At 67.4% G+C, this 20,996-nt stretch carries 20 protein-coding genes; 13 read left to right on the top strand and 7 right to left on the bottom strand.

The genetic code is table 11. The features are described 5' to 3' along the window. Positions 1 to 94: 94 nt before the first annotated feature. A complete protein-coding gene (locus V7Q42_RS17950; protein WP_442958228.1) occupies positions 95 to 1,696 on the bottom strand; it encodes an ABC transporter substrate-binding protein in 1,602 nt (533 codons plus the stop codon). A 292-nt stretch (positions 1,697 to 1,988) separates the two neighbouring features. Beyond that, positions 1,989 to 2,645 (bottom strand): YHS domain-containing (seleno)protein, encoded by a 657-nt coding sequence (locus tag V7Q42_RS17945; RefSeq protein ID WP_333825509.1) that lies wholly within the window; start codon positions 2,643 to 2,645, stop codon positions 1,989 to 1,991. A gap of 143 nt (positions 2,646 to 2,788) precedes the next feature. Between V7Q42_RS17945 and V7Q42_RS17940 the strand changes: the two genes are divergently transcribed. The 9 genes from V7Q42_RS17940 (at position 2,789) to V7Q42_RS17900 (ending at position 12,231) form a co-directional block, all read left to right on the top strand. Continuing rightward, complete coding sequence (locus tag V7Q42_RS17940) at positions 2,789 to 3,370, top strand: DUF1134 domain-containing protein (protein WP_442958227.1); 582 nt, start codon at positions 2,789 to 2,791, stop codon at positions 3,368 to 3,370. A gap of 121 nt (positions 3,371 to 3,491) precedes the next feature. Beyond that, the gene (locus V7Q42_RS17935) at positions 3,492 to 4,682 is read left to right on the top strand and encodes a hypothetical protein (protein ID WP_333825507.1); all 1,191 of its coding nucleotides are present in this window, start codon (positions 3,492 to 3,494) and stop codon (positions 4,680 to 4,682) included. Between the two features lie 285 nt (positions 4,683 to 4,967). Beyond that, positions 4,968 to 5,660 carry a histidine phosphotransferase ChpT gene (gene chpT / locus V7Q42_RS17930; protein ID WP_333825506.1) on the top strand — a complete coding sequence of 231 codons (693 nt, stop codon included), beginning with the start codon at positions 4,968 to 4,970 and terminating at the stop codon, positions 5,658 to 5,660. Positions 5,661 to 6,039: 379 nt separating this feature from the next. Beyond that, on the top strand, positions 6,040 to 8,754 hold the full coding sequence (locus V7Q42_RS17925; protein WP_333825505.1) for a hybrid sensor histidine kinase/response regulator: 2,715 nt from the start codon (positions 6,040 to 6,042) through the stop codon (positions 8,752 to 8,754). Beyond that, a complete protein-coding gene (locus tag V7Q42_RS17920; RefSeq protein ID WP_333825504.1) occupies positions 8,751 to 9,218 on the top strand; it encodes a chemotaxis protein CheW in 468 nt (155 codons plus the stop codon). Before V7Q42_RS17925 ends, V7Q42_RS17920 begins: the two co-directional genes overlap by 4 nt. Positions 9,219 to 9,246: 28 nt before the next feature. Next, positions 9,247 to 9,612, top strand: a complete 366-nt coding sequence (locus V7Q42_RS17915; protein ID WP_333825502.1) for a response regulator — start codon at positions 9,247 to 9,249, stop codon at positions 9,610 to 9,612. 11 nt (positions 9,613 to 9,623) lie between these two features. After that, positions 9,624 to 10,832, top strand: coding sequence for a protein-glutamate methylesterase/protein-glutamine glutaminase (locus V7Q42_RS17910; protein WP_333825500.1), 1,209 nt, complete (start codon positions 9,624 to 9,626; stop codon positions 10,830 to 10,832). Continuing rightward, entirely contained in the window at positions 10,829 to 11,746 is a 918-nt protein-coding gene (locus tag V7Q42_RS17905) for a CheR family methyltransferase (protein WP_333825498.1), read from the top strand. The genes V7Q42_RS17910 and V7Q42_RS17905 overlap by 4 nt, the downstream gene beginning before the upstream one ends. Before the next feature lie 185 nt (positions 11,747 to 11,931). Then, positions 11,932 to 12,231, top strand: a complete 300-nt coding sequence (locus V7Q42_RS17900; RefSeq protein WP_333825496.1) for a hypothetical protein — start codon at positions 11,932 to 11,934, stop codon at positions 12,229 to 12,231. A 311-nt stretch (positions 12,232 to 12,542) separates the two neighbouring features. Here the strand turns inward: V7Q42_RS17900 and V7Q42_RS17895 are convergent, their stop codons facing one another. Beyond that, entirely contained in the window at positions 12,543 to 13,334 is a 792-nt protein-coding gene (locus tag V7Q42_RS17895) for an AraC family transcriptional regulator (RefSeq protein ID WP_333825494.1), read from the bottom strand. Positions 13,335 to 13,421: 87 nt separating this feature from the next. Here V7Q42_RS17895 and V7Q42_RS17890 point away from each other — a divergent pair, with 87 nt between their 5' ends. Further along, the gene (locus tag V7Q42_RS17890; protein WP_333825492.1) at positions 13,422 to 14,357 is read left to right on the top strand and encodes a dihydrodipicolinate synthase family protein; all 936 of its coding nucleotides are present in this window, start codon (positions 13,422 to 13,424) and stop codon (positions 14,355 to 14,357) included. Positions 14,358 to 14,368: 11 nt separating this feature from the next. Continuing rightward, positions 14,369 to 15,298 (top strand): proline racemase family protein, encoded by a 930-nt coding sequence (locus V7Q42_RS17885; RefSeq protein WP_333825490.1) that lies wholly within the window; start codon positions 14,369 to 14,371, stop codon positions 15,296 to 15,298. A 99-nt stretch (positions 15,299 to 15,397) separates the two neighbouring features. Here V7Q42_RS17885 and ctrA read toward each other — a convergent pair whose 3' ends face one another. Continuing rightward, positions 15,398 to 16,102, bottom strand: coding sequence for a response regulator transcription factor CtrA (gene ctrA / locus V7Q42_RS17880; protein ID WP_333825488.1), 705 nt, complete (start codon positions 16,100 to 16,102; stop codon positions 15,398 to 15,400). Positions 16,103 to 16,490: 388 nt separating this feature from the next. On the opposite strand from ctrA, the gene fliI reads away from it, so the two are divergent. Together fliI and fliJ are read left to right on the top strand one after the other, a co-directional pair. After that, positions 16,491 to 17,801, top strand: coding sequence for a flagellar protein export ATPase FliI (gene fliI / locus V7Q42_RS17875; protein WP_333825487.1), 1,311 nt, complete (start codon positions 16,491 to 16,493; stop codon positions 17,799 to 17,801). A gap of 73 nt (positions 17,802 to 17,874) precedes the next feature. Continuing rightward, positions 17,875 to 18,288 (top strand): flagellar export protein FliJ, encoded by a 414-nt coding sequence (fliJ, locus tag V7Q42_RS17870; protein WP_333825485.1) that lies wholly within the window; start codon positions 17,875 to 17,877, stop codon positions 18,286 to 18,288. 134 nt (positions 18,289 to 18,422) lie between these two features. Here the strand turns inward: fliJ and V7Q42_RS17865 are convergent, their stop codons facing one another. The 3 genes from V7Q42_RS17865 to V7Q42_RS17855 all read right to left on the bottom strand — a co-directional run bounded on the left by V7Q42_RS17865 (position 18,423) and on the right by V7Q42_RS17855 (position 20,678). Next, on the bottom strand, positions 18,423 to 19,175 hold the full coding sequence (locus tag V7Q42_RS17865; protein WP_333825484.1) for a hypothetical protein: 753 nt from the start codon (positions 19,173 to 19,175) through the stop codon (positions 18,423 to 18,425). Positions 19,176 to 19,288: 113 nt separating this feature from the next. Further along, on the bottom strand, positions 19,289 to 19,900 hold the full coding sequence (locus tag V7Q42_RS17860; RefSeq protein ID WP_333825482.1) for a GNAT family N-acetyltransferase: 612 nt from the start codon (positions 19,898 to 19,900) through the stop codon (positions 19,289 to 19,291). A 10-nt stretch (positions 19,901 to 19,910) separates the two neighbouring features. Next, positions 19,911 to 20,678 (bottom strand): MipA/OmpV family protein, encoded by a 768-nt coding sequence (locus tag V7Q42_RS17855; RefSeq protein WP_333825480.1) that lies wholly within the window; start codon positions 20,676 to 20,678, stop codon positions 19,911 to 19,913. Positions 20,679 to 20,996 lie beyond the last annotated feature (318 nt).

Below are 20,996 nucleotides of genomic sequence, written 5' to 3'. Positions count from 1 at the left end.
GATCCGGTCGTGACGGCCCGATCGCAACCCGCTCCAAAACGGTCGCCGGCGGGGCTGGGCGCTCCGCCGGCTCCTCTCGTCGATCAGATCGAGATCACTTCAGGCCGACGCCGTAGAACTCGTGACGGCCGAACGGCGAGATCTTGTAGTCGACCACTTCCTTGCGGGTCGGCTCGAACACCACCGAGTGGGCGATGGTGTACTGCGGCACCTCTTCCTTGGCGATGACCTGCATCTCCTCGTAGAGCTTGGTGCGCTCCTTGAGGTCGGAGAGGGTGCGGGCCTTGGCGAGCTTGTCGTTGAAGTCCTTGTTGCACCACTTCGACAGGTTCTGGCCGGCCGGCTTGCCCTCGGCGTTGCAGCCGATGAGGAAGAAGAAGTTGTCCGGATCGCCGTTGTCGCCGGTCCACCCGAGCTGACCGGTCATGTGCTCACCGGCCTGCATGCGCTTGCGATACTCGCCCCACTCGTAGGACTTGAGTTCGGCCTCGACGCCGATCTTGGCGAGGTCGGCCTGCATCATCTCGGCGATGCGCTTGGCGTTGGGGTTGTAGGGACGCTGCACCGGCATCCACCACAGATCGATCTTGATCGGGGTGGCGACGCCCGACTCGGCGATCAGCTTCTTGGCCGCTTCCGGGTCGTATTTGAAGTCCTGGACCTTGTCGTTGTACGACCAGATGGTCGGCGGGATCAGGTTCTTGGCCGGCTGGCCGGCGCCCTGATAGACCTCCTTGAGGATCGCCGCTTTGTCGATCGCCGCGGCGAAGGCCTTGCGCACCTTGATGTTGTCCATCGGCGGCTTGGTCAGGTTGAAGGCCCAGTAGGCGATGTTGAGGCCCGGCTGGCTCTTCAGGTCGAGGGCCGGGTCGGCCTTGATCTCGGCGAGGTCGGCGGGACGCGGCGCCATCATGACGTGGCACTCGCCCTTCTTCAGCTTGGCGAGGCGGGCGGTCGGATCGGGCGTGATGGCGTAGACGAGATCCTCGAACTTGCCCTTGCCACCCCAGTAGCCGGCGAAGGCCTTGTAGCGGATCACCGCGTCCTTCTGGTAGGTGACGAACTGGAACGGGCCGGTGCCGACGGGGATCTGGTCGAACTGCTCGGGCTTGCCGGCCTTGAGCAGCATCTCGGCGTATTCGGCCGACTGGATGGTGCCGAAGTCCATGGCGAGGTTGGCCATGATCGGCGCGTTCGGCTCGGTGAGCGTCATGACGACCGTGTAGGCGTCCTTCTTCTCGATCGAGGCGAGCAGCTTCGGCATGTCCATGTCGGCGAAGTAGTCGTACTTGCCGCCGGAGATCTTGTTGTAGGGGTGATCCGTCTTCCACTGACGATTGAACGAGAACAGCACGTCGTCGGCGTCGAAGTCACGGGTCGGCTTGAAGCCGTTGACGCCGGAGTGCCACTTCACGCCCTTGCGCAGGTGGAAGGTGATGGTCTTGCCGTCGGCGGAGATGTCCCACTTCTCGGCGAGACCGGGAACCACCTTGGTCGTGCCGCGCTCGAACTCGACGAGCTGGTTGTAGACGGGCCGGGCGGCGTCGAACGAGGTGCCGGTGGTGTTGAGCGCCGGGGTGAAGTTCTCCGGGCTGCCTTCCGAGCAATAGACCAGGGTCTTGGCCTGAGCGGCCGTGACGCCGAGGGCGAGCATCGCCAGAAGGGTGGCGGCGCCCGTGGTGAAGGTCCGTTTCATCGAGATTGCTCCTTCGCGTCCTTATTGGAGGTGAGCGTTTCGAAAGGTGATCCGGGACGAGCGATCGGTCGGGAGGAATATCCTTCCGCTCGGTGTCGATTCCCGGCGCGAACACTCCGGTCCGGCCCGCCGAAAGAGAAGGCCGATCTCCGAGGCGCCGTCGACGGGGACCGATCGACCGCTTCCTGAGCGAGCGATCAAATCTCAATGTTCGAGATTTGACAACGGGGTATCGGTGGGATTCGGACGGGATTCCACCGCGGGGACGACACCGGTCCCGGCTCTCCTCGGGTCACTGCAGGTCCAGGGCCATGCGGGGCCAACGCCGTTCGGCTTCGGCGAGGAGATGGTCGGGCGCTTCGAGGAAGGCGACGCGCGAGGTCGCGTCGGCGAAGAGCAGCAGTCGGCCGCGCCAGACGAGATGGTGGAGCGGCGAGCCTTCGGCGGGCCGGCCCTGGGCCACGGCGAAGGCGCACCGGCCGGCGAAGAGCGGGGCATAGACCTCCGGCGCGGCACGGAAGGCGACGAGGTCACCCTCGTTGCGGAACCACCAGGTGGTGCCACCCCAGTCGAGCTGGAAGCGTTCCCGGCCGAGCACCGGGCGATCCTCGAGGAAATAGAGGACGGGATCGTAGCCGCCGAGGGCGATACCCGTGGTGGTGTCGGCGAGAAAGGGAACGCGCGCCTTGGGCGTCGGCGCGGCGATCGGACCGTCGATCGGTGGGCGGACGTCGGGCGGTGGCGGTCGCGGCGGGGGAGGCGGCGGCGGTTCGGGTGCCGCGGCGGGCGCCGGCGGAGGCGTGTCGTGGCCGCCGGAGGCGAGGGCGTCGAGCGGTGCGGCGAGGCCGAGGCACAGGAGAAGAACGAAACGGCGAGATCCGGCGGCGGATCCTGCGTCCGTTCCCCGCTTCCGCCGCGTCTTCGCCCGAATTCGGTTAAACTGATCCATGTACGATTCGATCCGTCGCACCGCCGTCGACACCGCCCGCTTCGGTGGGGCGGAAGGGGAGGGAAGCGGCAGCTCTCGTGAGGAGAGGACGTCCGAATCACGGACACCCGCCTGTTCGAGAAGACAAGCTGGGAAGAGGCCAGATGCGCAAGATCGTCGCCCCGAAATTCGCCTTCGCCGTCGCCCTCGTGGCGATGATCTCGGCCGCTCTCGTCCAGCCGGTCGCGGCACAGGACAGGGGCGGCACCTATTCGACCCAGGAACTGGTCCACACCGGACACAAGTTCTTCGGCACGGTTTCGGGCGGTCTCGCCACGGTGATCGAACAGGCCGTGTCGCGTTACGGCCAGCCCAACGGCTACATCCTCGGCGAAGAGGGCTCGGGCGCCATCGTCGGCGGCCTGCGTTACGGCGAGGGCCAGCTCAACACCCGCGACCGCGGCAAGAGCAAGGTCTATTGGCAGGGTCCGTCGATCGGCTGGGACTTCGGCGGCGAGGGCGCCCGCACGATGATGCTGGTCTACAACCTGCCTTCGGTCGAAGCCCTCTATCAGCGCTTCGGCGGCGTCGACGGCTCGGCTTACTTCATCGGCGGCTTCGGCATGACGGCGCTGGTCGCCGATCACATCTACGTGGTGCCGGTGCGCGCCGGCGTCGGCCTGCGCCTCGGCGTCAACCTCGGCTATCTGAAGTTCACGCCGACCGCGACCTGGAACCCCTTCTGATCGTTCGCCCGAACGTCGCGACGCGGGCGCTCCGCCACGACGGGCGGTCGCCTCGGCGCGCGGAAGATGGTATCGAGACCGACGGCGGCGTGGACGGGGCAGGAGCGGGGCGAGACGGCCGATGACGATCGAGTGGGCGATGTGGTTCGCACTCGGCTTTCTCGTGGCCGCGGTGATGGCGCTCGTCCTGATGGCGTCGCTGTGGCGCCGCGCGGTGCGGCTGACGACCTCGCGGATCGCCGGCAGTGTGCCGAAGGACGCGACGGCCGCGTTGGCGGAGAAGGATCTCCAGGCGGCGCGGTTCGCCCGCGACGTGCGCCGCTACGAACTCACCCTGTCGGATCTGCGTCGGCGCAACACCGAAGAGCGGGTCGCCGTCGGACGGCAGACCATCGCCCTCGACGAGATGCGTCAGGCGCGCGACGCCGAGATCGCCCGGGTCGAGGCGGGGCTCGCGCGCGAGGCCGGTCTCGCCGCCGAGATCGCGGCGCGCGACGCCGCGCTCGCCGAGCGCGCCGAGGAACTGGCGGCGCGGGTCGCGACCATCGCCCGCCACGAAGAGACCATCGCCGATCACGAGACGACGATCTCCTCGCTGTCGAATTCGGTCGCCGGCCGCGATGTCGAGATCGCGTCGCGCAAGCTCGAGATCGACGCCAAGGAGACGCAGATCGACGCCCTCAAGGCCGAGATCGTCCAGAAGAACGCCCGTATCGACGAATTGCGCAAGACGCTCGGTCTCGCCGAGACCGTGGTGGCGCAGGAGAAGGACCGCGCCGACCGGCTCGATCGACGGATCGAGCGGTTGGTCGCCGACGTCGCCGATCGCGAGGAGATCGCCGATCGCCGCCAGCGCGAGCTGGAGCGGGCGCGTCAGGCGCTGACCTCGGCGAACGCGCGCATCGCCGCTCTGACCCGCAAGGCCGAAGGCGACGACGAGGCGGGCCGGCTCGGCGACAACGTCGAGCGCAGCGTCGACCTCCTTGAGACCGAGAAGCGGGATCTCGAGGGCCGGTTGGAGGCCGCGGAGCGCGAGCGCGATCGATTGGCGACGGCTCTTCGCGAGGCACAGAGCGGTCGCCCCGACGTCGACGGTGCGGCGACGCGCGGCAAGTTGCGCGAGGAGATCGCCGATCTCGCCGCCGAGATGGTGCGCCTCACCGGAGCGGTGGAAGGCGGGGAGGCGAAGATCGCCGAGATCCTCGGTGCACCGGCCTCGGGTGACGGTCCGCGCCCCAGCCTCGCCGACCGCATCAGGGCGCTCAGGGCCGCCCAGAAACCGGGCGCCGGCGCGCTCGGGCGCAGCGCCTGAACGAGGTGGGGCGCTTCGAACCGTGTGATCCCGGATGGCCGGTGTGATGCGGCGCATCCGCGGTCGGCCGACGGACACCGATCCGAACGGAACCGCGGCCTTCGAAACTCGTGATGGCGCGTGCCGCGGCCTCCGGCGCATGGCGATCGTCCCCGACGTCCCATCGGGCGCGGCGCCGGGTCGTTTGAAAAGCGCGGCGCACCTCTGTAACCCTCGGAGACACCCCGAACGGCCGATTCGCGTCTCGGGCCCGCCTGACGCTCGTTTCCGAGGAGCACTCCGCCCATGGCCGCCACGTCGGACATCGCCGCACTCGATCTCGCCGCGCTCATCGCCAGCCGCGTGTGCCACGACATCATCTCGCCGGTCGGTGCGATCACCAACGGGCTCGAGGTGCTCGAGGAGGACAACAACGAGGACATGCGCGCCTTCGCCATGGACCTGATCCGCAAGAGCGCGCGTCAGGCCTCGGCCAAGCTGCAGTTCGCCCGCCTCGCCTTCGGGGCGGCGGGCTCGGCGGGCGCTTCGATCGATCTCGGCGATGCGGAGAACGTCGCCAAGGGCTTCATGGCGGGGGAGAAGGCGACGCTCCAGTGGACCGCGACGCGGGTGCTGATGCCGAAGAACCTGGTCAAGTTGCTGCTCAACCTCATCCTCATCGCCGGCCACGCCATTCCGCGCGGCGGCGTCATCGAGGTGGTGGTGACCGGCGCGGCCGAGGCGCCGACCTTCACCCTGACCTGCTCGGGCACCAACGCCCGCATTCCGGCGAACGCCGAGAGTTTCCTCGCCGGCGACAGCGGCGACCACGTTCCCGACGCCCACATGATCCAGCCGATCTACGCCGGCCTCCTGGCGCGCGCCGCCGGGATGACGGTCGGCGTCAGCAAGGACGGCGACGTCGTCGTGTTCCGTGCCGAGCCGAAGCCGGCGGACGGCGCAGGGATCGAAGCGGATGCGCCCGCCGCGACCGCCTGATACGCTTCGCGTTCCGCCCCGAAGCTCGAACGAGGCGCGGCTCTGCCGAGAACGACTGTGCGACACCGCCGAAGAACTCGGCGGTGTCGTCGTTTCTTCGGGACCGTGTCGTTCTCGTGCGACTGAAACGTCACGCTTCTACTTGGTCTCTTCGAAGTCGGTGTCGGCGCTGTTCTGCACAGCTGGCAAGTTGTGTCGCCGGGGCGGCCGCATCTCGTGAGGGGAGGCGATCGAATCCTAGCGAGTTCTTTCCATCCGGCTCGAATGGGAAAGGTTCCGGCAATCCTCTCTTAACGCTTTGACTCGATACTCGTGCCATGACCCGGGGGAGACCTCCCGCCCGACGACCCCGTCGACGACCGGACACAAGGTAGGGGCCATGGACGATCTGCTGCGCGAATTCCTCACGGAAACGAACGAGAGCCTCGACGTCGTCGACGTCGAACTGGTCAAGTTCGAGCAGGACCCGAACAACGAGAAGATCCTCGGCAACATCTTCCGTCTGGTCCACACCATCAAGGGCACCTGCGGCTTCCTCGGGTTGCCGCGGCTCGAAGCGATCGCCCATGCGGCCGAGACGCTGATGGGCAAGTTCCGCGACGGCGTGCCGGTCACCGAGGCGGCGGTGACGCTGGTTCTCCAGTCGATCGACCGGATCAAGCAGCTCGTCGCCGATCTCGAGGCGAGCGAGACCGAACCGGCCGGATCGGACGAGGATCTCATCTCCCAGCTCGAGCGGATGGCCGAGGCCGGCAAGCCCGCGGAGCCGGTGACCGAGGTGCCCAAGCACACCGAGGGTGCGCTGATCTATCAGGTTCTGGAGCGGCAACTGCGTCCGGGCGAAGTGTCGCTCGACGAGTTGGAGCGCGCCTTCCGTGAAACCGTGGTCGAGCCCGACCGGTCTGCCGAAGCGGCCCCGGCGGCCGCCGCGGAGCCTGCTCCGGCCCCCGCCGCGCGCCCGGCGCGTGCCGCCCAACCCAAGGCCGAGGCCAAGGAAAAGGACGGCGAGGGTGAGGCCAAGGCCGGTGGCGTTTCGGCCCAGACGATCCGCGTCGCCGTCGACACGCTCGAACATCTGATGACCATGGTCTCGGAACTGGTGCTGACCCGCAACCAGTTGCTGGAGATCGTCCGTCGTCACGAGGATTCCGAATTCAAGGTGCCGCTGCAGCGGCTCTCCAACGTCACCGCCGAACTGCAGGAAGGGGTCATGAAGACCCGCATGCAGCCGATCGGCAACGCCTGGCAGAAGCTGCCGCGCATCGTCCGCGATCTCTCCTCCGAACTCGGCAAGCACATCGAACTCGAGATGATCGGTCAGGAGACCGAACTCGATCGTCAGGTGCTGGAGCTGATCAAGGATCCGCTCACCCACATGGTGCGCAACTCCGCCGATCACGGGCTCGAGGGTCCGGACCAGCGCAAGGCCGCCGGTAAGCCCGACAAGGGCACGATCCGCCTCTCCGCCTATCACGAGGGCGGCCACATCATCATCGAGATCGCCGACGACGGACGTGGCCTCGATCTCGAGAAGATCCGCAACAAGATCGTCGACAACGGGCTCGCCACCGAGTTCGAACTCGAGAAGATGTCGGAAGCGCAGATCTTCAAATACGTCTTCGCCCCCGGCTTCTCGACCGCCGCCAAGGTCACCAACGTCTCGGGCCGCGGCGTCGGCATGGACGTGGTCAAGACCAACATCGACGCGATCGGCGGCACCGTCGATCTGAAGAGCGTGGCCGGCAAGGGCACCACCTTCACCATCAAGATCCCGCTGACGCTGGCCATCGTCTCGACGCTGATCGTCGAGTCGGCCGGCGACCGCTTCGCCATTCCGCAGCTGTCGGTGGTCGAACTGGTGCGGGCTCAGCAGAATTCCGAGCATCGCATCGAACGTATCCGCGACACGCCGGTGCTGCGCCTCAGGAACAAGCTGTTGCCGCTCGTCCACCTGTCGCGCCTGCTCGACATCACCTCGATCGGCGCCGAGGCCACCCAGCCGGTGTCGGAGGAAGACGGTTTCATCGTCGTCATGCAGGTCGGTCAGCAGACCTTCGGCGTGGTGGTCGACGCGGTGTTCCACACCGAAGAAATCGTGGTCAAGCCGATGTCGACGATGCTGCGTCACATCAACATGTTCTCCGGCAACACCATTCTCGGTGACGGCTCGGTGATCATGATCGTCGACCCGAACGGCATCGCCCAGGCGATCGGTCCGAGCCAGACGGCCGGCACCTCCGAGGAAGCCGATCACGAGGAAGAGCGGACGCGCGAAACCGCACAGATGGTGTCGCTGCTGCTGTTCCGCGCCGGCTCCGACGAGCCCAAGGCGGTGCCGCTGTCGCTGGTCACCCGCCTCGAGGAGTTCTCTATCGACAAGGTCGAACGCTCCAACGGCCGCGACCTCGTCCAGTATCGCGGTTCGCTGATGCCGCTGGTCTATTTCGACGAATTCGCCCAGCGCAAGACCGAGGGCAGTCTGCCGATGCTGGTGTTCTCCGACGCCGGCCGGTCGATGGGTCTGGTGGTCGACGAGATCATCGACATCGTCGAGGATCGCCTGGAGATCGAGGTCGGCTCCGAACGCGCCGGCATGCTCGGCTCGGCGGTGATCAAGGGCAAGGCGACCGAGGTGGTCGACATCGGTCACTTCCTGCCGCAGGCCTTCGAGGACTGGTTCCGCCGCAAGGAGATCTCCAGCGAGGCGCTGACCCGGTCGCTGCTGTTCATCGACGACGCGCCGTTCTTCCGCAACATGCTGGGTCCGGTGCTCAAGGCGGCGGGCTATCGGGTGACCGTCTGCGCCTCGGCGCCCGAAGCCCTCGACATGCTCGAGCACGGCCGGCGCTTCGACGTCATCGTCTCCGACATCGAGATGCCCGAGATGAACGGCTTCGAGTTCGCCGAAGCGGTGAAGCGTCATCCGCGTCTGCGGCAGATCCCGATCCTGGCGCTGTCGTCGATGTGCACGCCGGCGTCGATCGAACGCGGCCGCCAGTCGGGCTTCGACGACTACATCGCCAAGTTCGACCGTCCGGGTCTGATCGCCGCGCTCAAGGAAGTCACCACCCACGAATTCGGAGTTGCCGCATGAGCGACGACGTCAACGGCCTCAACGAGTCCATCCAGTACGTCACGGTGGTGATCGGCGGGCAGCTCTTCGGGCTGCCGATCGAGCGGGTGCACGACGTCTTCGTGCCGGATTCGATCACTCGTGTGCCGCTGTCGCGGCCGGAGATCGCCGGCGTACTCAACCTGCGCGGCCGCATCGTCACCGCGATCGACATGCGGCGGCGCCTGCATCTGCCGCCGCGCGAATCCGGCGGCACCGCGATGGCGGTCGGCATCGAATCGAAGGGCGAGAGCTACGGCCTGCTCATCGACAACGTCGGCGAAGTTCTGGACCTGCCGACGGCCGGACGGGAAGCGAACCCCGTCAATCTCGACGCGCGTTGGGCGGCGATCTCGGGGGGTGTTCATCGGCTCAACGGCCAGCTGATGGTCATCCTCGACGTCGACCGGGTCCTCGGCGGCATGTCCGAAGCGGCTGCGGCCTGACGCAAGCGATCGATCTGGAGTGATCACGATGAAGAATTGTCTGGTCGTCGACGACTCGAGCGTCATTCGCAAGGTCGCACGGCGCATTCTCGAAGATCTGTCCTTCGAGATCTCCGAGGCCGAGGACGGCATGAAGGCGCTCGACATCTGCCGCAAGGAGATGCCCGAGGCCATCCTGCTCGACTGGAACATGCCGGTGATGGACGGGCTGGAGTTCCTGGCGCAACTGCGCCGTGAGCCCGGCGGCGAGAAGCCGAAGGTGGTGTTCTGCACCACCGAGAACGACGTCTCGCACATCGCCAAGGCGATGCGCGCCGGCGCCGACGAATACATCATGAAGCCGTTCGACCGCGAGATCGTGGAAGCGAAGTTCGCCGAAGTCGGCCTGATCTGACGGAGGTCGACATGGCATTCGGCTCGAGCGCGGCGATCGACAGACCGAGCGCAACCGTCACGGATCCGATCCGCGTCATGGTCGTCGACGACTCCGTCGTCGTGCGCGGCCTCATCGGCCGGTGGATCGACGAGGATCCGGCGCTGGCGGTGGTGGCCAGTCATCGCAACGGCAAGCTCGCGGTCGACGACGTCGCCAGGTCCAATCCGGACGTGGTGGTGCTCGACGTCGAGATGCCGGAGATGGACGGCATCACGGCGCTGCCGTTGCTGCTCAAGGCCAAGCCCGGCCTCGTCGTGGTGATGGCCTCGACGCTGACCCGGCGCAATGCCGAGATCTCGCTCAAGTGTCTGTCGCTGGGTGCGGCGGACTACGTGCCGAAGCCCGAGTCGAACTCCGGCGTCACCACGTCCGCCGATTTCCGCAACGAGGTGATCCAGAAGGTCAAGGCGCTGGGTCAGAGAGTGTTGATGCGCGCCGGGCGCGGTGGCGCCGCCGCTGCGCCGCGCGCCTACGCGCCGGCGCCGGCGCCGTCGTCGGTGGCGGCTTCGGCCGGACCGGCGCGGTCCTTCGCGCCGTCGCAGCCGCGCATGGCGGCGCCCGCCACCGCGACGCAGCTCAGGCCCTATTCGTCGATCGCCCCGCGGGTGTTGCTGATCGGCTCGTCGACCGGCGGACCGCAGGCGCTGACCAGGCTCTTCGGCGAGATCGGTCCGGCGATCGCCAACGTGCCGGTGCTGATCACCCAGCACATGCCGGCGACCTTCACGTCCATCCTGGCCGAGCACATCACCAAGGCTTCCGGCCGACGCGCCGCGGAAGGCGTCCACGGCGAGCCGTTGATGCCGGGGCGCATCTACGTGGCGCCGGGCGGCAAGCACATGGTGATCGGCAAGCAGGGGGCCGAGACGGTGGTGCTGCTCAACGATCAGCCGCCGGTCAACTTCTGCAAGCCGGCCGTTGATCCGCTGTTCGACAGCGCCGTTCCGATCTTCGGGTCGGCGATCCTGGCCTGTGTCCTCACCGGCATGGGTCACGACGGCGCCGCGGGCGCCAAGCGCATCGCCGACGGTGGCGGGTCGGTGATCGCGCAGGACGAGGAATCGAGTGTGGTCTGGGGCATGCCCGGCGCCGTGGCGCAGGCGGGTGCCGCAGCCGAGATCCTGCCGCTCGACCAGATCGGCGGCAAGATCGTGCGTATCCTGGGGGGAAGGCGATGACGCCGAACGAGTACGACCATCTGAGGGGCTATCTCAAGCAGCAGTCGGGTCTCGTTCTGACGGCGGAGAAACAGTACCTGATCGAGAGCCGGCTCCTGCCCGTGGCGCGCAAGGCCGGACTCGCCTCGATCTCGGCTCTGGTCGCCAAGATGAAGGAACCGGGGCAGAGCGTACTGTGCGACGCGGTGGTCGAGGCGATGACCACCAACGAGTCGTTCTTCTTCCGCGACAAGACGCCGTTCGAGCACTTCGTCGACACCATGCTGCCGTCGATGCTGCAGGCGCGGTCGCGCGAGCGCCGGTTGCGCATCTGGTGCGCGGCGGCGTCGACGGGCCAGGAGCCCTATTCGCTCGCCATGTGCCTGAAGGAGCAGGAGGCGAAGCTCGCCGGCTGGCGGATCGAGATCGTCGGAACCGACCTTTCCAACGAGGTGTTGGAGAAGGCCAAGGCCGGCGTCTATTCGCAGTTCGAGGTGCAGCGCGGGTTGCCGATCAACCACCTGCTCAAGTACTTCACCCAGAACGGCGACACTTGGCAGATCTCCTCGACGCTGCGCTCGATGGTGCAGTACCGCAAGCTGAACCTGCTCGAGGCGTTCTCCTCGCTCGGCCAGTTCGACATCGTCTTCTGCCGCAACGTGTTGATCTACTTCGACAACCCGACCAAGATCGACATTCTGGGGCGGATCTCGAAGCAGATGCCGGCCGATGGATTCCTGGTGCTCGGTGCGGCCGAGACGGTGGTCGGTCTCACCGACGCCTTCAAGCCGATGACCGAGAAGCGCGGGCTCTATCAGCTCAACGGTGCGGCGGCCGGCTCCGGCGCCGTCCGGGGGCTCGCCACCGGCACCACCGGTGCGCCGGCTTCGGCCTTCTCGAGCGCCGCGCCACGCTTCTCGGTTGTTCCGCGCTGAGTTTCACCTCGTCAAAATATTCAACGTAAAAATTTCGGGGTGCGAGCTTCGTCTCGTGCCCCGATTTCGTATATGGCTCATCTTCTATCGTATTCGTCGTTCCTTGCTTGTTTGACCTCCTGAAAATTTGTGACTGGCCTTTCCGTTGCGGCACGAAAGAGGTCACGACCAAGGGAGGAATAGTCATGAAAAAATTTTTTATCGCTACCTCGACACTGGGGGTGTTGGCCATGGCAGGCGCTGCTCACGCGAAAACTTACGCGGTGAAGCAGGCCCATTCTCAGTACATCGCCTGCTATAAGAAAGAATACGTACCCGCGACCTACGTCGTGAACACCCGCGGAAAGCTGGTTCAGAAGAAGTCGGTGGGTTGGGTCGTTTCGGGCGACCGTTGGGATCGGATGCGTCATCCGGCGGTCTACATCGAGACGCGAAAGATGGTGGAGCCGGATCACTACAAGCTCGTCGCGACCTCGTGCCCGTGAGCGCGGTGGCGACGATCCTCCGATCGTCGCCGTCTTCTCGGGCGCGTCGCGGCGGATCTCGGTGCGGTCGTCCCTTGGCGGTCGATCTGCGCATGATGCCGTGATCGCGCGAGCGGGCCCTCGAAGGGTCGTGGCCCGAGGACGATCGAAACCGGCGAGCGAAGAAGCGAGAACCTCACTTCCGACGAGGTGGGGTTCTCGTCACTCCGGGTCCGCGAGCGACGGGTGGCGTTCCGGTCGACGGATCCCGAAGGGCGTATTGCGACGCCGGTCCGGGTTCGAACTCCGGCGCGTCGTGCGCCGACCCGGTTTCACGACCGCTCGCCGCGGTGACGCGATCGATATTGCGACGGTGTGAGGCCGACCGACTTGCGGAACTGGCGCGAGAAGGCGGCCTGATCGGAGTAGCCGCAATCGAGTGCGACGGCGGCGATCGGCCGATCGGTGGTGCGTAGGAGGCTCAGCGCCGCCTCGACGCGGACGCGCGTCAGATACTGACCGGCCGAAAGGCCGAAGAGGGCGCGCAGGCGCTGATCGAGGCGGAAGGCGGTGAGGCGGGCGAGGCGCGCGAGATCGGCGATGCGCAGCGGTTCGTCGAGATGGGCGTGGACGTGCTCGATCACCGCCTGGAGGCCGGCGAGGTCGTCACGCTCGTCGGAGGGGGCCCGGAGGTCGCGTGAGATGCCGGAGAGGCCGACGACCGAGCCGGCGCCGTCGAAAATCGGCTCCTTCCAGGTCAGGCACCAGCCCTCCTCGCCGCCCGGATAGATGTGCAGCTCCAGCCGGCCGTGGATGGGACGGCCGTTCGCCAGCACGGCAGCGTCCTGACGGGCGATCTCGAGGCCGAGGGCGCCGGGGAAGACGGCTTCCGCGGTGCGGCCGAGGAGTTCGTCCTTGGTGCGACGTCCGGTGCGGGTCACCAGCGTGCGGTTGACCGCGACGTAGCGGCCGGCGGCATCCTTGACGAAGAAGACGATGTCGGGAACGGCGTCGAACAGATCCTCGCAGAACAGCGGTCGGCCGACGGCGGCGACGAAACCGGTGCGGACGTCTCGCGAGGCCGGGTCGATCCGAGCGCCCGCCGACTTGTGCCGATCCTCCACTCGACGCTCCCGCTTCCGACAAGACCTCGCCGCCGCTTCGGGCGATGCTCGTGGTTCGTTCCTCGACGTCCCCTGACGGAGCCTATCATGTCGAAGCCGCTGTTCGCAGGTACCATGCCAGCTCTGATGACCCCGTGCACGCCGGACCGCAAGCCGGACTTCGACGCGCTGGTGCGCATGGGGCGGCATCTCGTCGACGTCGGCATGTCGGCGGTGGTCTATTGCGGTTCGATGGGCGATTGGCCGCTCCTCACCGACGAAGAGCGCATGGAGGGGGTCGGGCGGTTGGTGAAGGCCGGGCTGCCGGTGGTGGTCGGCACGGGGGCGCAGAACACGGCGCGGGCCGTGGCGATCGCGGCGCACGCCAAGGCGGTCGGCGCGGCCGGTCTGATGCTGATCCCGAGGGTCCTGTCGCGCGGCTCGTCGATCGCAGCGCAGCGGGCGCATTTCGATGCGGTGCTGGCCGCCGGCGTCGATCTGCCGTCGGTGATCTACAACAGTCCCTACTACGGCTTCGAAACCAAGGCCGACCTGTTCTTCGACCTGCGCTCGCGCGCCCCCCATCTCGTCGGCTTCAAGGAGTTCGGCGGCGGGCCGGCGCTCACCTATGCGGCGGAGCACATCACCTCGGGCCATCCGGACCTGACCCTGATGGTCGGCGTCGACACCCAGGTGTTCCACGGTTACGCCAACTGCGGCGCCACCGGCGCGATCACCGGCATCGGCAATGCGTTGCCGAGGGAGATCCTGCATCTGGTGGCGCTGTGCGAGAAGGCGGCGGCGGGCGACGCGGTGGCGCGGCGCCATGCGCTGGAGCTCGACAAGGCGCTGGCGGTGCTCTCGTCCTTCGACGAGGGGGCGGACCTCGTCCTCTACTACAAGCACCTGATGGTCGCGGTCGGGTATCCCGAATACGCGCTGCACTTCAATGCGTCGGACGCGCTGTCGCCGTCGCAGAAGGCGCATGTCGACCGGGCGCTCGCCCAGTTCCAGGCATGGTACGCCTCCTGGGACGGCCGTTGAGGAGAAGCGTCATGCGGGTCGTCGACAGCCACACCGAGGGCGAGCCGACGCGGGTGATCGTCGAAGGCGGGCCGGATCTGGGCCAGGGGACGCTCGCCGAGCGGCGGGCCGTCTTCGCTCGCGACTTCGATCACGTGCGCCGCTTCTCGATGAACGAGCCGCGCGGCTTCGACGCGCTGGTCGGCGCGCTCCTGGTGCCGCCGGTCGATCCGGCGGCGATCGCTGGTATCGTCTTCTTCAACAACGTCGGCTACCTCGGCATGTGCGGTCACGGCACCATCGGCGTTGCCGTGACGCTCGCCCATCTCGGCCGCATCGGGCTCGGCAGGCACCGCTTCGAGACGCCGGTGGGCTCCGTCGAGGTGACGCTCGAAACGAAGAACCGGGTGTCGGTGGAGAACGTGCCGGCGCGCGTCCATCGCGCCGACGTCGCGGTCGACGTGCCCGGGCTCGGGCGGGTGATCGGCGACGTCGCCTGGGGCGGCAACTGGTTCTTCCTCACCGACTCGGTGAAGACGCCGATCGACCTCGCCCATCGCGGACGACTGACGGCGGAGGCCGAAGCGGTGAAGGCGGCGCTGGCGGCGGCCGGCATCACCGGCGCGGACGGGGCCGAGATCGATCACGTCGAACTCTTCGGCCCGCCACGGACCGACGGCGGCATGGGGCGCAACTTCGTGCTCTGCCCGGGCGGCGAATACGACCGCTCGCCCTGCGGCACCGGCACGAGCGCCAAGCTCGCCTGTCTCGCGGCGCACGGCCGGCTCGGACCGGGTGAGGACTGGGTGCAGGAGAGCGTCGTCGGCTCGCGTTTCGTCGGGCGCTATCGGCTCGGCGAGGGCGGGGCGTTGATCCCGACCATCACCGGCTCCGCCTGGGTGACCGCCGATGCGCGCCTGCTGCTCGACCCGGAGGATCCGTTCCCGCACGGGCTCGGGTGAGCGAGGGGCCGGGGGCGAAATCGAGCCGCGAGATACGAAAACCCCCGCCGAGGCGATCGGCGGGGGCTTCGATTTTCAGGGGAGGCGCGGGGCGGGGCGTCAGGCGATGTCCTGGTAGACGTCGTTCTCGTCGGGCTCGCGCAGCACGTAGCCGCGGCCCCAGACGGTCTCGATGTAGTTCTTGCCGCCGGTCGCCGAGGCGAGCTTCTTGCGCAGCTTGCAGATGAAGACGTCGATGATCTTCAGTTCCGGCTCGTCCATGCCGCCGTAGAGATGGTTGAGGAACATCTCCTTGGTCAGCGTGGTGCCCTTGCGCAGCGAGAGCAGCTCCAGCATCTGATATTCCTTGCCGGTCAGATGCACGCGCTGGGTGTTCACTTCCACCGTCTTGGTGTCGAGGTTCACCACCAGATCGCCTGTCGTGATGACCGACTGGGCATGGCCCTTGGAGCGGCGGACGATGGCGTGGATGCGGGCGACCAGCTCGTCCTTGTGGAACGGCTTGGTCATGTAGTCGTCGGCGCCGAAGCCGAGACCGCGGACCTTGTCCTCGATGCCGGCGAGACCCGACAGGATGAGGATCGGGGTCTTCACCTTCGAGACGCGCAGGGTGCGCAGAACCTCGTAACCCGACATGTCGGGGAGGTTCAGATCCAGAAGAATGATGTCGTAGTCGTAGAGCTTACCGAGGTCGATGCCCTCTTCGCCCAGATCCGTCGTGTAGACGTTGAAATTCTCCGACTTGAGCATCAACTCGATGCTCTGCGCCGTGGCGCTGTCGTCTTCGATGAGCAGTACGCGCATGCCAATCCCCTTTGTCGCCTTCACCCGGGCTTGGCGCATCGGCCCCCGACAGCCGCTGCGAACGACACCCCATCAACCCCGACTCGGTAGCGTACCGGACAATGGTTAACAGAATCTGATTCGCCTCGGCAAGCGTCGTCTCGAGTCCGATCGGCAAAACTCGCCAGAGTCCTGAATCATCAAGGGAATCGGAGAAGTTGCGAATTAAGGTGTCACTTTAAGGAGTAACCCTAACCGACTCTCGCGAATCACCTCTTCGAGGTCTCGGGACGGAGCTTCGCGCGCGACCCCACATCGCCCGCTCGTTCATATTGTTTGACGAAGGCCGTTAACAACGCGTTACTGACCGGGGTCGTGCCACGTCCTTTCAGGAGACCGATTCGTCATCATGGAGTCGCTCACCCGCGAGATCGCCGAACTGCCCGCCACGACCACCTTCGGTCGGGTGGTCGGCGTGCGCGGCCTGATGATCGAGGTGGCCGGACCGATCCACGAGATGAGCGTCGGCTCGCGTCTGGCGATCGAGGCGGCATCGGGGCGGTCGGTGCCGGCGGAAGTGATCGGTTTCGAGGGAACCAAGGCGTTGTGCCTGCCTTTCGGCGCGCTCGAAGGCGTGCGGATGGGCTGCCGCGCCGTCGTGGTGGCGGCCGACGGATCGGTTCGGCCGAGCGAGGCGTGGCTCGGTCGGGTCGTCAACGCGCTCGGCGAGCCGCTCGACGGCAAGGGGCCGCTGCCCCAGGGCGCGGTGTCGCGACACTTGCGCGCACCGCCGCCGCCGGCGGGCGAAAGAGCTCGGGTCGGAGCGCCGATCGACCTCGGGGTGCGGGCGCTCAACACCTTCGTCACCTGCTGCCGCGGCCAGCGCATGGGCATCTTCGCCGGCTCCGGCGTCGGCAAGTCGGTGCTGCTCTCCATGCTCGCCCGTTACACCTCGGCCGACGTCGCGGTGATCGGGCTGGTCGGCGAGCGCGGTCGCGAGGTGCAGGAGTTCATCGAGGACGATCTCGGCGCGGAGGGGCTGGCGCGCTCGGTGGTGGTGGTGGCGACGTCCGACGAGCCGGCGCTGATGCGCCGTCAGGCGGCCTATCTCACCTTCGCGATCTCCGAGTTCTTCCGCGACGAGGGGGCCGACGTGCTGTGCATGATGGACTCGGTCACCCGCTTCGCCATGGCGCAGCGCGAGATCGGTCTGGCTGCGGGGGAGCCGCCCGCCTCCAAGGGCTACACGCCGACGGTCTTCACCGAACTGCCGCGCCTGCTCGAACGCGCCGGACCGGGCAAGGTCGGGTCGGGCTCGATCACCGGTCTGTTCACCGTGCTGGTGGAGGGCGACAACCACAACGAACCGGTGGCCGACGCGGTCAGAGGCATCCTCGACGGCCACATCGTGATGGAGCGGCAGATCGCAGAACGTGGCCGCTATCCGGCGATCAACGTGTTGAAGAGCGTGTCGCGCACCATGCCGCGGGCGGTGCCGGAAGCCGAACGGCCGCTGATCCTGGAGGCCAAGCGGCTGATGTCGACCTATGCCGACATGGAGGAGTTGATCCGGCTCGGGGCCTATCGGGCGGGGTCGAGCCCCGAGGTCGACGACGCCATCCGTCTGCATCCGGCCTTCGAGGCCTTCCTCAAACAGGGGAAGGAGGAATCGACCTCGCTCGGTCAGGGCTACGAACGGTTGAGGGCGATCCTGTCATGAAGCGATCGGCGACTCACTTTTCGGCAACCCTTGTCGCCTATGATCACTCCTCGTTCATGGGGAGTATCGAGTCATGAAGTCCCGAGACAGTCTCATCCGCCTCAAGCGGTTCCAGGTCGACGAGAAGCGTCGCCAGGTCGCGCAGATCGAAATGATGATCACCGATTTCAATCGGATGGTCTCCGATCTCGACGACCAGATCGTCTCCGAGCAGAACCGGGTGGGCATTCACGACGTCGCCCATTTCGCCTATCCGACCTTCGCCAAGGCGGCGATCCAGCGGCGCGACAATCTCAAGGTGTCGATCCACGACCTCGAGGTGAAGCTCGGCGCGGCGCGCGACGAACTCGCCATGGCGGTCGAGGATCTGAAGAAGATCGAGCTGATCGAGGAACGCGATCAGATGCGCGAGCGCGCCGAGCGCGACGCCGTCGAACAGGAGACCCTCGACGAGATGGCGGGCCGCCGTCACGCCTTCGGGCGCTGAGACGGCCGGGCCGACCGGGTCTGCTCCCCGACCCGGGGGTCGAGACGACGATTGCGAGACTAGGACCATGTGGAAGACGAAGGAGGCCGCCCGATGGGCGGCCTCCTTCGTTCGTGGCGATGCGCGCGATCGGCTCATACCAGCCGATGCACCCTCAGTTTCTCGTAGGCCGGCCGCGCCGCTTCGGCGATGGGTTTCAGGTGTTCGGGCAGGTCGTCGAAGGCGACCTCGGCGCGCGGCGGGCCGAAGCCGGTGGAGGCTTCCACCGCGTGGTACCAGTGCGGCGCCCAGACCCCGTCGCTTACCCTGCGGCCGGGCGGCCAGGCGAGCATCTCGTCGCGGAAGGGGATGCCGCAGGCGGCGCACAGGGCGGAGAGGGTGGCGCGCGGGGCCGCCGATACGTCGACTCCTTCGATCACCGGCGGGGCGCGGCCGAGGCGGTCGGCGACGCGGTCGAAGATCTCCGCCTGCTGGACGAAGCCGATGTCGGCGAGGTCGACCGCCTCGCGTTTGGCGACATAGGAGGCGAGCACGGTCTCGGGGCGGCGAATGAGAAAGGCGTTGGCGACCCCGTCCATCCAGTCGCGGCCGAAAGCCTGCAGCATGTGGTGGGTCATGTGCTTCTGGTACCAGACGGGACGACCGTCGGGGACCGGGCCGAGCATCGCCGCGGCGACCTCGCGCCAGTCGGTCGGCTGGGAGGCGACGACTTCGTCGCGCATCGGATGATCGATCCCCGTCGCCGCCAGATAGGCGGCATAGAAGGGCTCGTCGGAGACGGTGCAATCCGGGCGGTTCTCGAAGGCGCGCATCATCGCGGTGGAGATGTTGCGCGGACCCGACCACATGGCGATGCGAACGGGGGCGGGATCGGCGGTGGGGCTCATCGGGGCTCCGCGGGCGAGGGACGGCGGCGACACTCGACCACGGCGGCACCGGCGCGTCCAGCGCTGCGAGGGTCTTCCGCGTCCAGCGCCACGGGCCTCTCGTCCGGGGAGCCTCAGGGTTCGATCAGCGGCACGTGCGGGCCGGCGGAGCGGGGCAGGTGACCTGTGAGGCGCGGGTCGTCGGCGATCTCGACGGCGCGGGCATAAGGAACGAAGCCGGAGCGGACGTAGAAGGCGAGCGCCTGCGGGTGATCGAGATTGCAGGTGTGGACGAAGACCCGGCTCGGCTCGCGCGCCCAGGCCTTCTCCAGCGCTCGGTTCATCGCCCAACGGCCGAGGCCGTCGCCGAGCGCGTCCGGCACCAGACCGAAATAGGCGAGTTCGATCTCACCGGGAGTGCGCGCGTCGAGCTCGACGAGGCCGAGGTCGCGGCCGCCGCGGATCAACGCGTAGGCTTCGACCGCCGGGTCGGCGAGGATGGCGGCGAGCCCGTCGCGGGCCATGATGCGGCGACCGAACCACAGCCAGGGCTCGCCGACGGCGGCGAAGAGGGCGAGGTAGCGGTCGAGGTCGGCGTCGGTCAGGCGTTCGAGCGCGACGTCGGAGACGGCGGGATCGGGGCGGGGGGTGGGTCGCTCACGCTGTTCGAGATAGACGACGGCGGCGGCGAGCTTGCCGGGGGGCAGCGTCGTGTAGCCGTTCTGCGCGGTGTCGAGGACGGCCACGGCGCGGGGCTCAGCGCCAGTTGACGCCGAAGCGGTAGGCGGCGCCGAGACCGACGGTGAACTGGTCGCGCGAGCCGTCGGCCTTGACGATCGGCGAGGATGCGGCGTCGTCGGAAAGGTGCGTCCAGCTGGCGTCGGCGCGGACGAACCAGTTGTTGCCGAGATCCCAGGTGGCGGTTCCGCCGAGGCCGGCGCCGCGATAGCCGCCGCCGGGCTTGTAGGCGGCGAGGCCGGTGGCGAGGCTCTCGGCCGCGGTGACGCCGAAATAGGTGTCCATGTACTTCGCCGAAGCGAAGGACAGGCGCGGGCCGGCGGCGAAGGTCAGGTCCTTGGTGGCGTGCCAGATGCCGTCGACGCCGAGGTCGAGGATCTGGCCGGTGTGGCCGCCGAAGCCCTGACGCGCCGCGGCGAAGACGCGGAACCAGGTGTCGGTGTAGTCGACCTCGACGCCGAGTTCGACCGCCAGATCGACCTTGTCGAGGCCGAAGAGGACGTCGCCCGGCTTGAACGAGCGCTTGTCCAGCATGCGGAAGGCGGGGCGGATGCCGAAGCCGGTGTCCGAGGTCGCCTCGCCGGAGAAGGGCGAGCGCAGGAACTTCAGGCCGACGATCGGGAAGGGCACCAGGGTGTAGTCCTTGGCGCCGTCCCAGCTCGGCTGATAACGGCCGCCGCCGCCGAGGGTCAGGATCGCATCGTAACCGCCGGCCGGCGCCGTCTGAGCGGCGGCCGGGAGGGTGGCGGCCGAGGCGATGAGGGCGGCGAGAAGAATGCGACGCATGATGAACGGCTCCGGACGGAGGACTGCGAGCCGTGGTGACGGCTCCTGTCCCATGTTGCGGCCGAATGGTTGCCGGATCGTGTCGTCTCGTCCAGTGCAGCGCGGCCACAGGCTCGGCGAAAATGGCGAACCTGCGATGCCGGATGGCGCTCGTCTCCTACCGAGTTCACGAAATTCGGACTCGTCCGAATTTCGTGGGTTGCGGCCCGACCGGCCGACGCCCGTTCGGGCTTGCCTTCGCGGATGAAGTTCCGAACAGGTCAGAACTTCATCCGCTCGGTATCAGGAGACCTGTGCGCGGTTGGACCATCATGTTGA

The organism is Pinisolibacter sp. (genome assembly GCF_036782435.1).
GTDB lineage: Bacteria > Pseudomonadota > Alphaproteobacteria > Rhizobiales > Ancalomicrobiaceae > CALBKH01.
The sequence above is the reverse complement of the archived record's forward strand: the minus strand, read 5'-3'. Positions and strand labels throughout refer to the sequence as shown.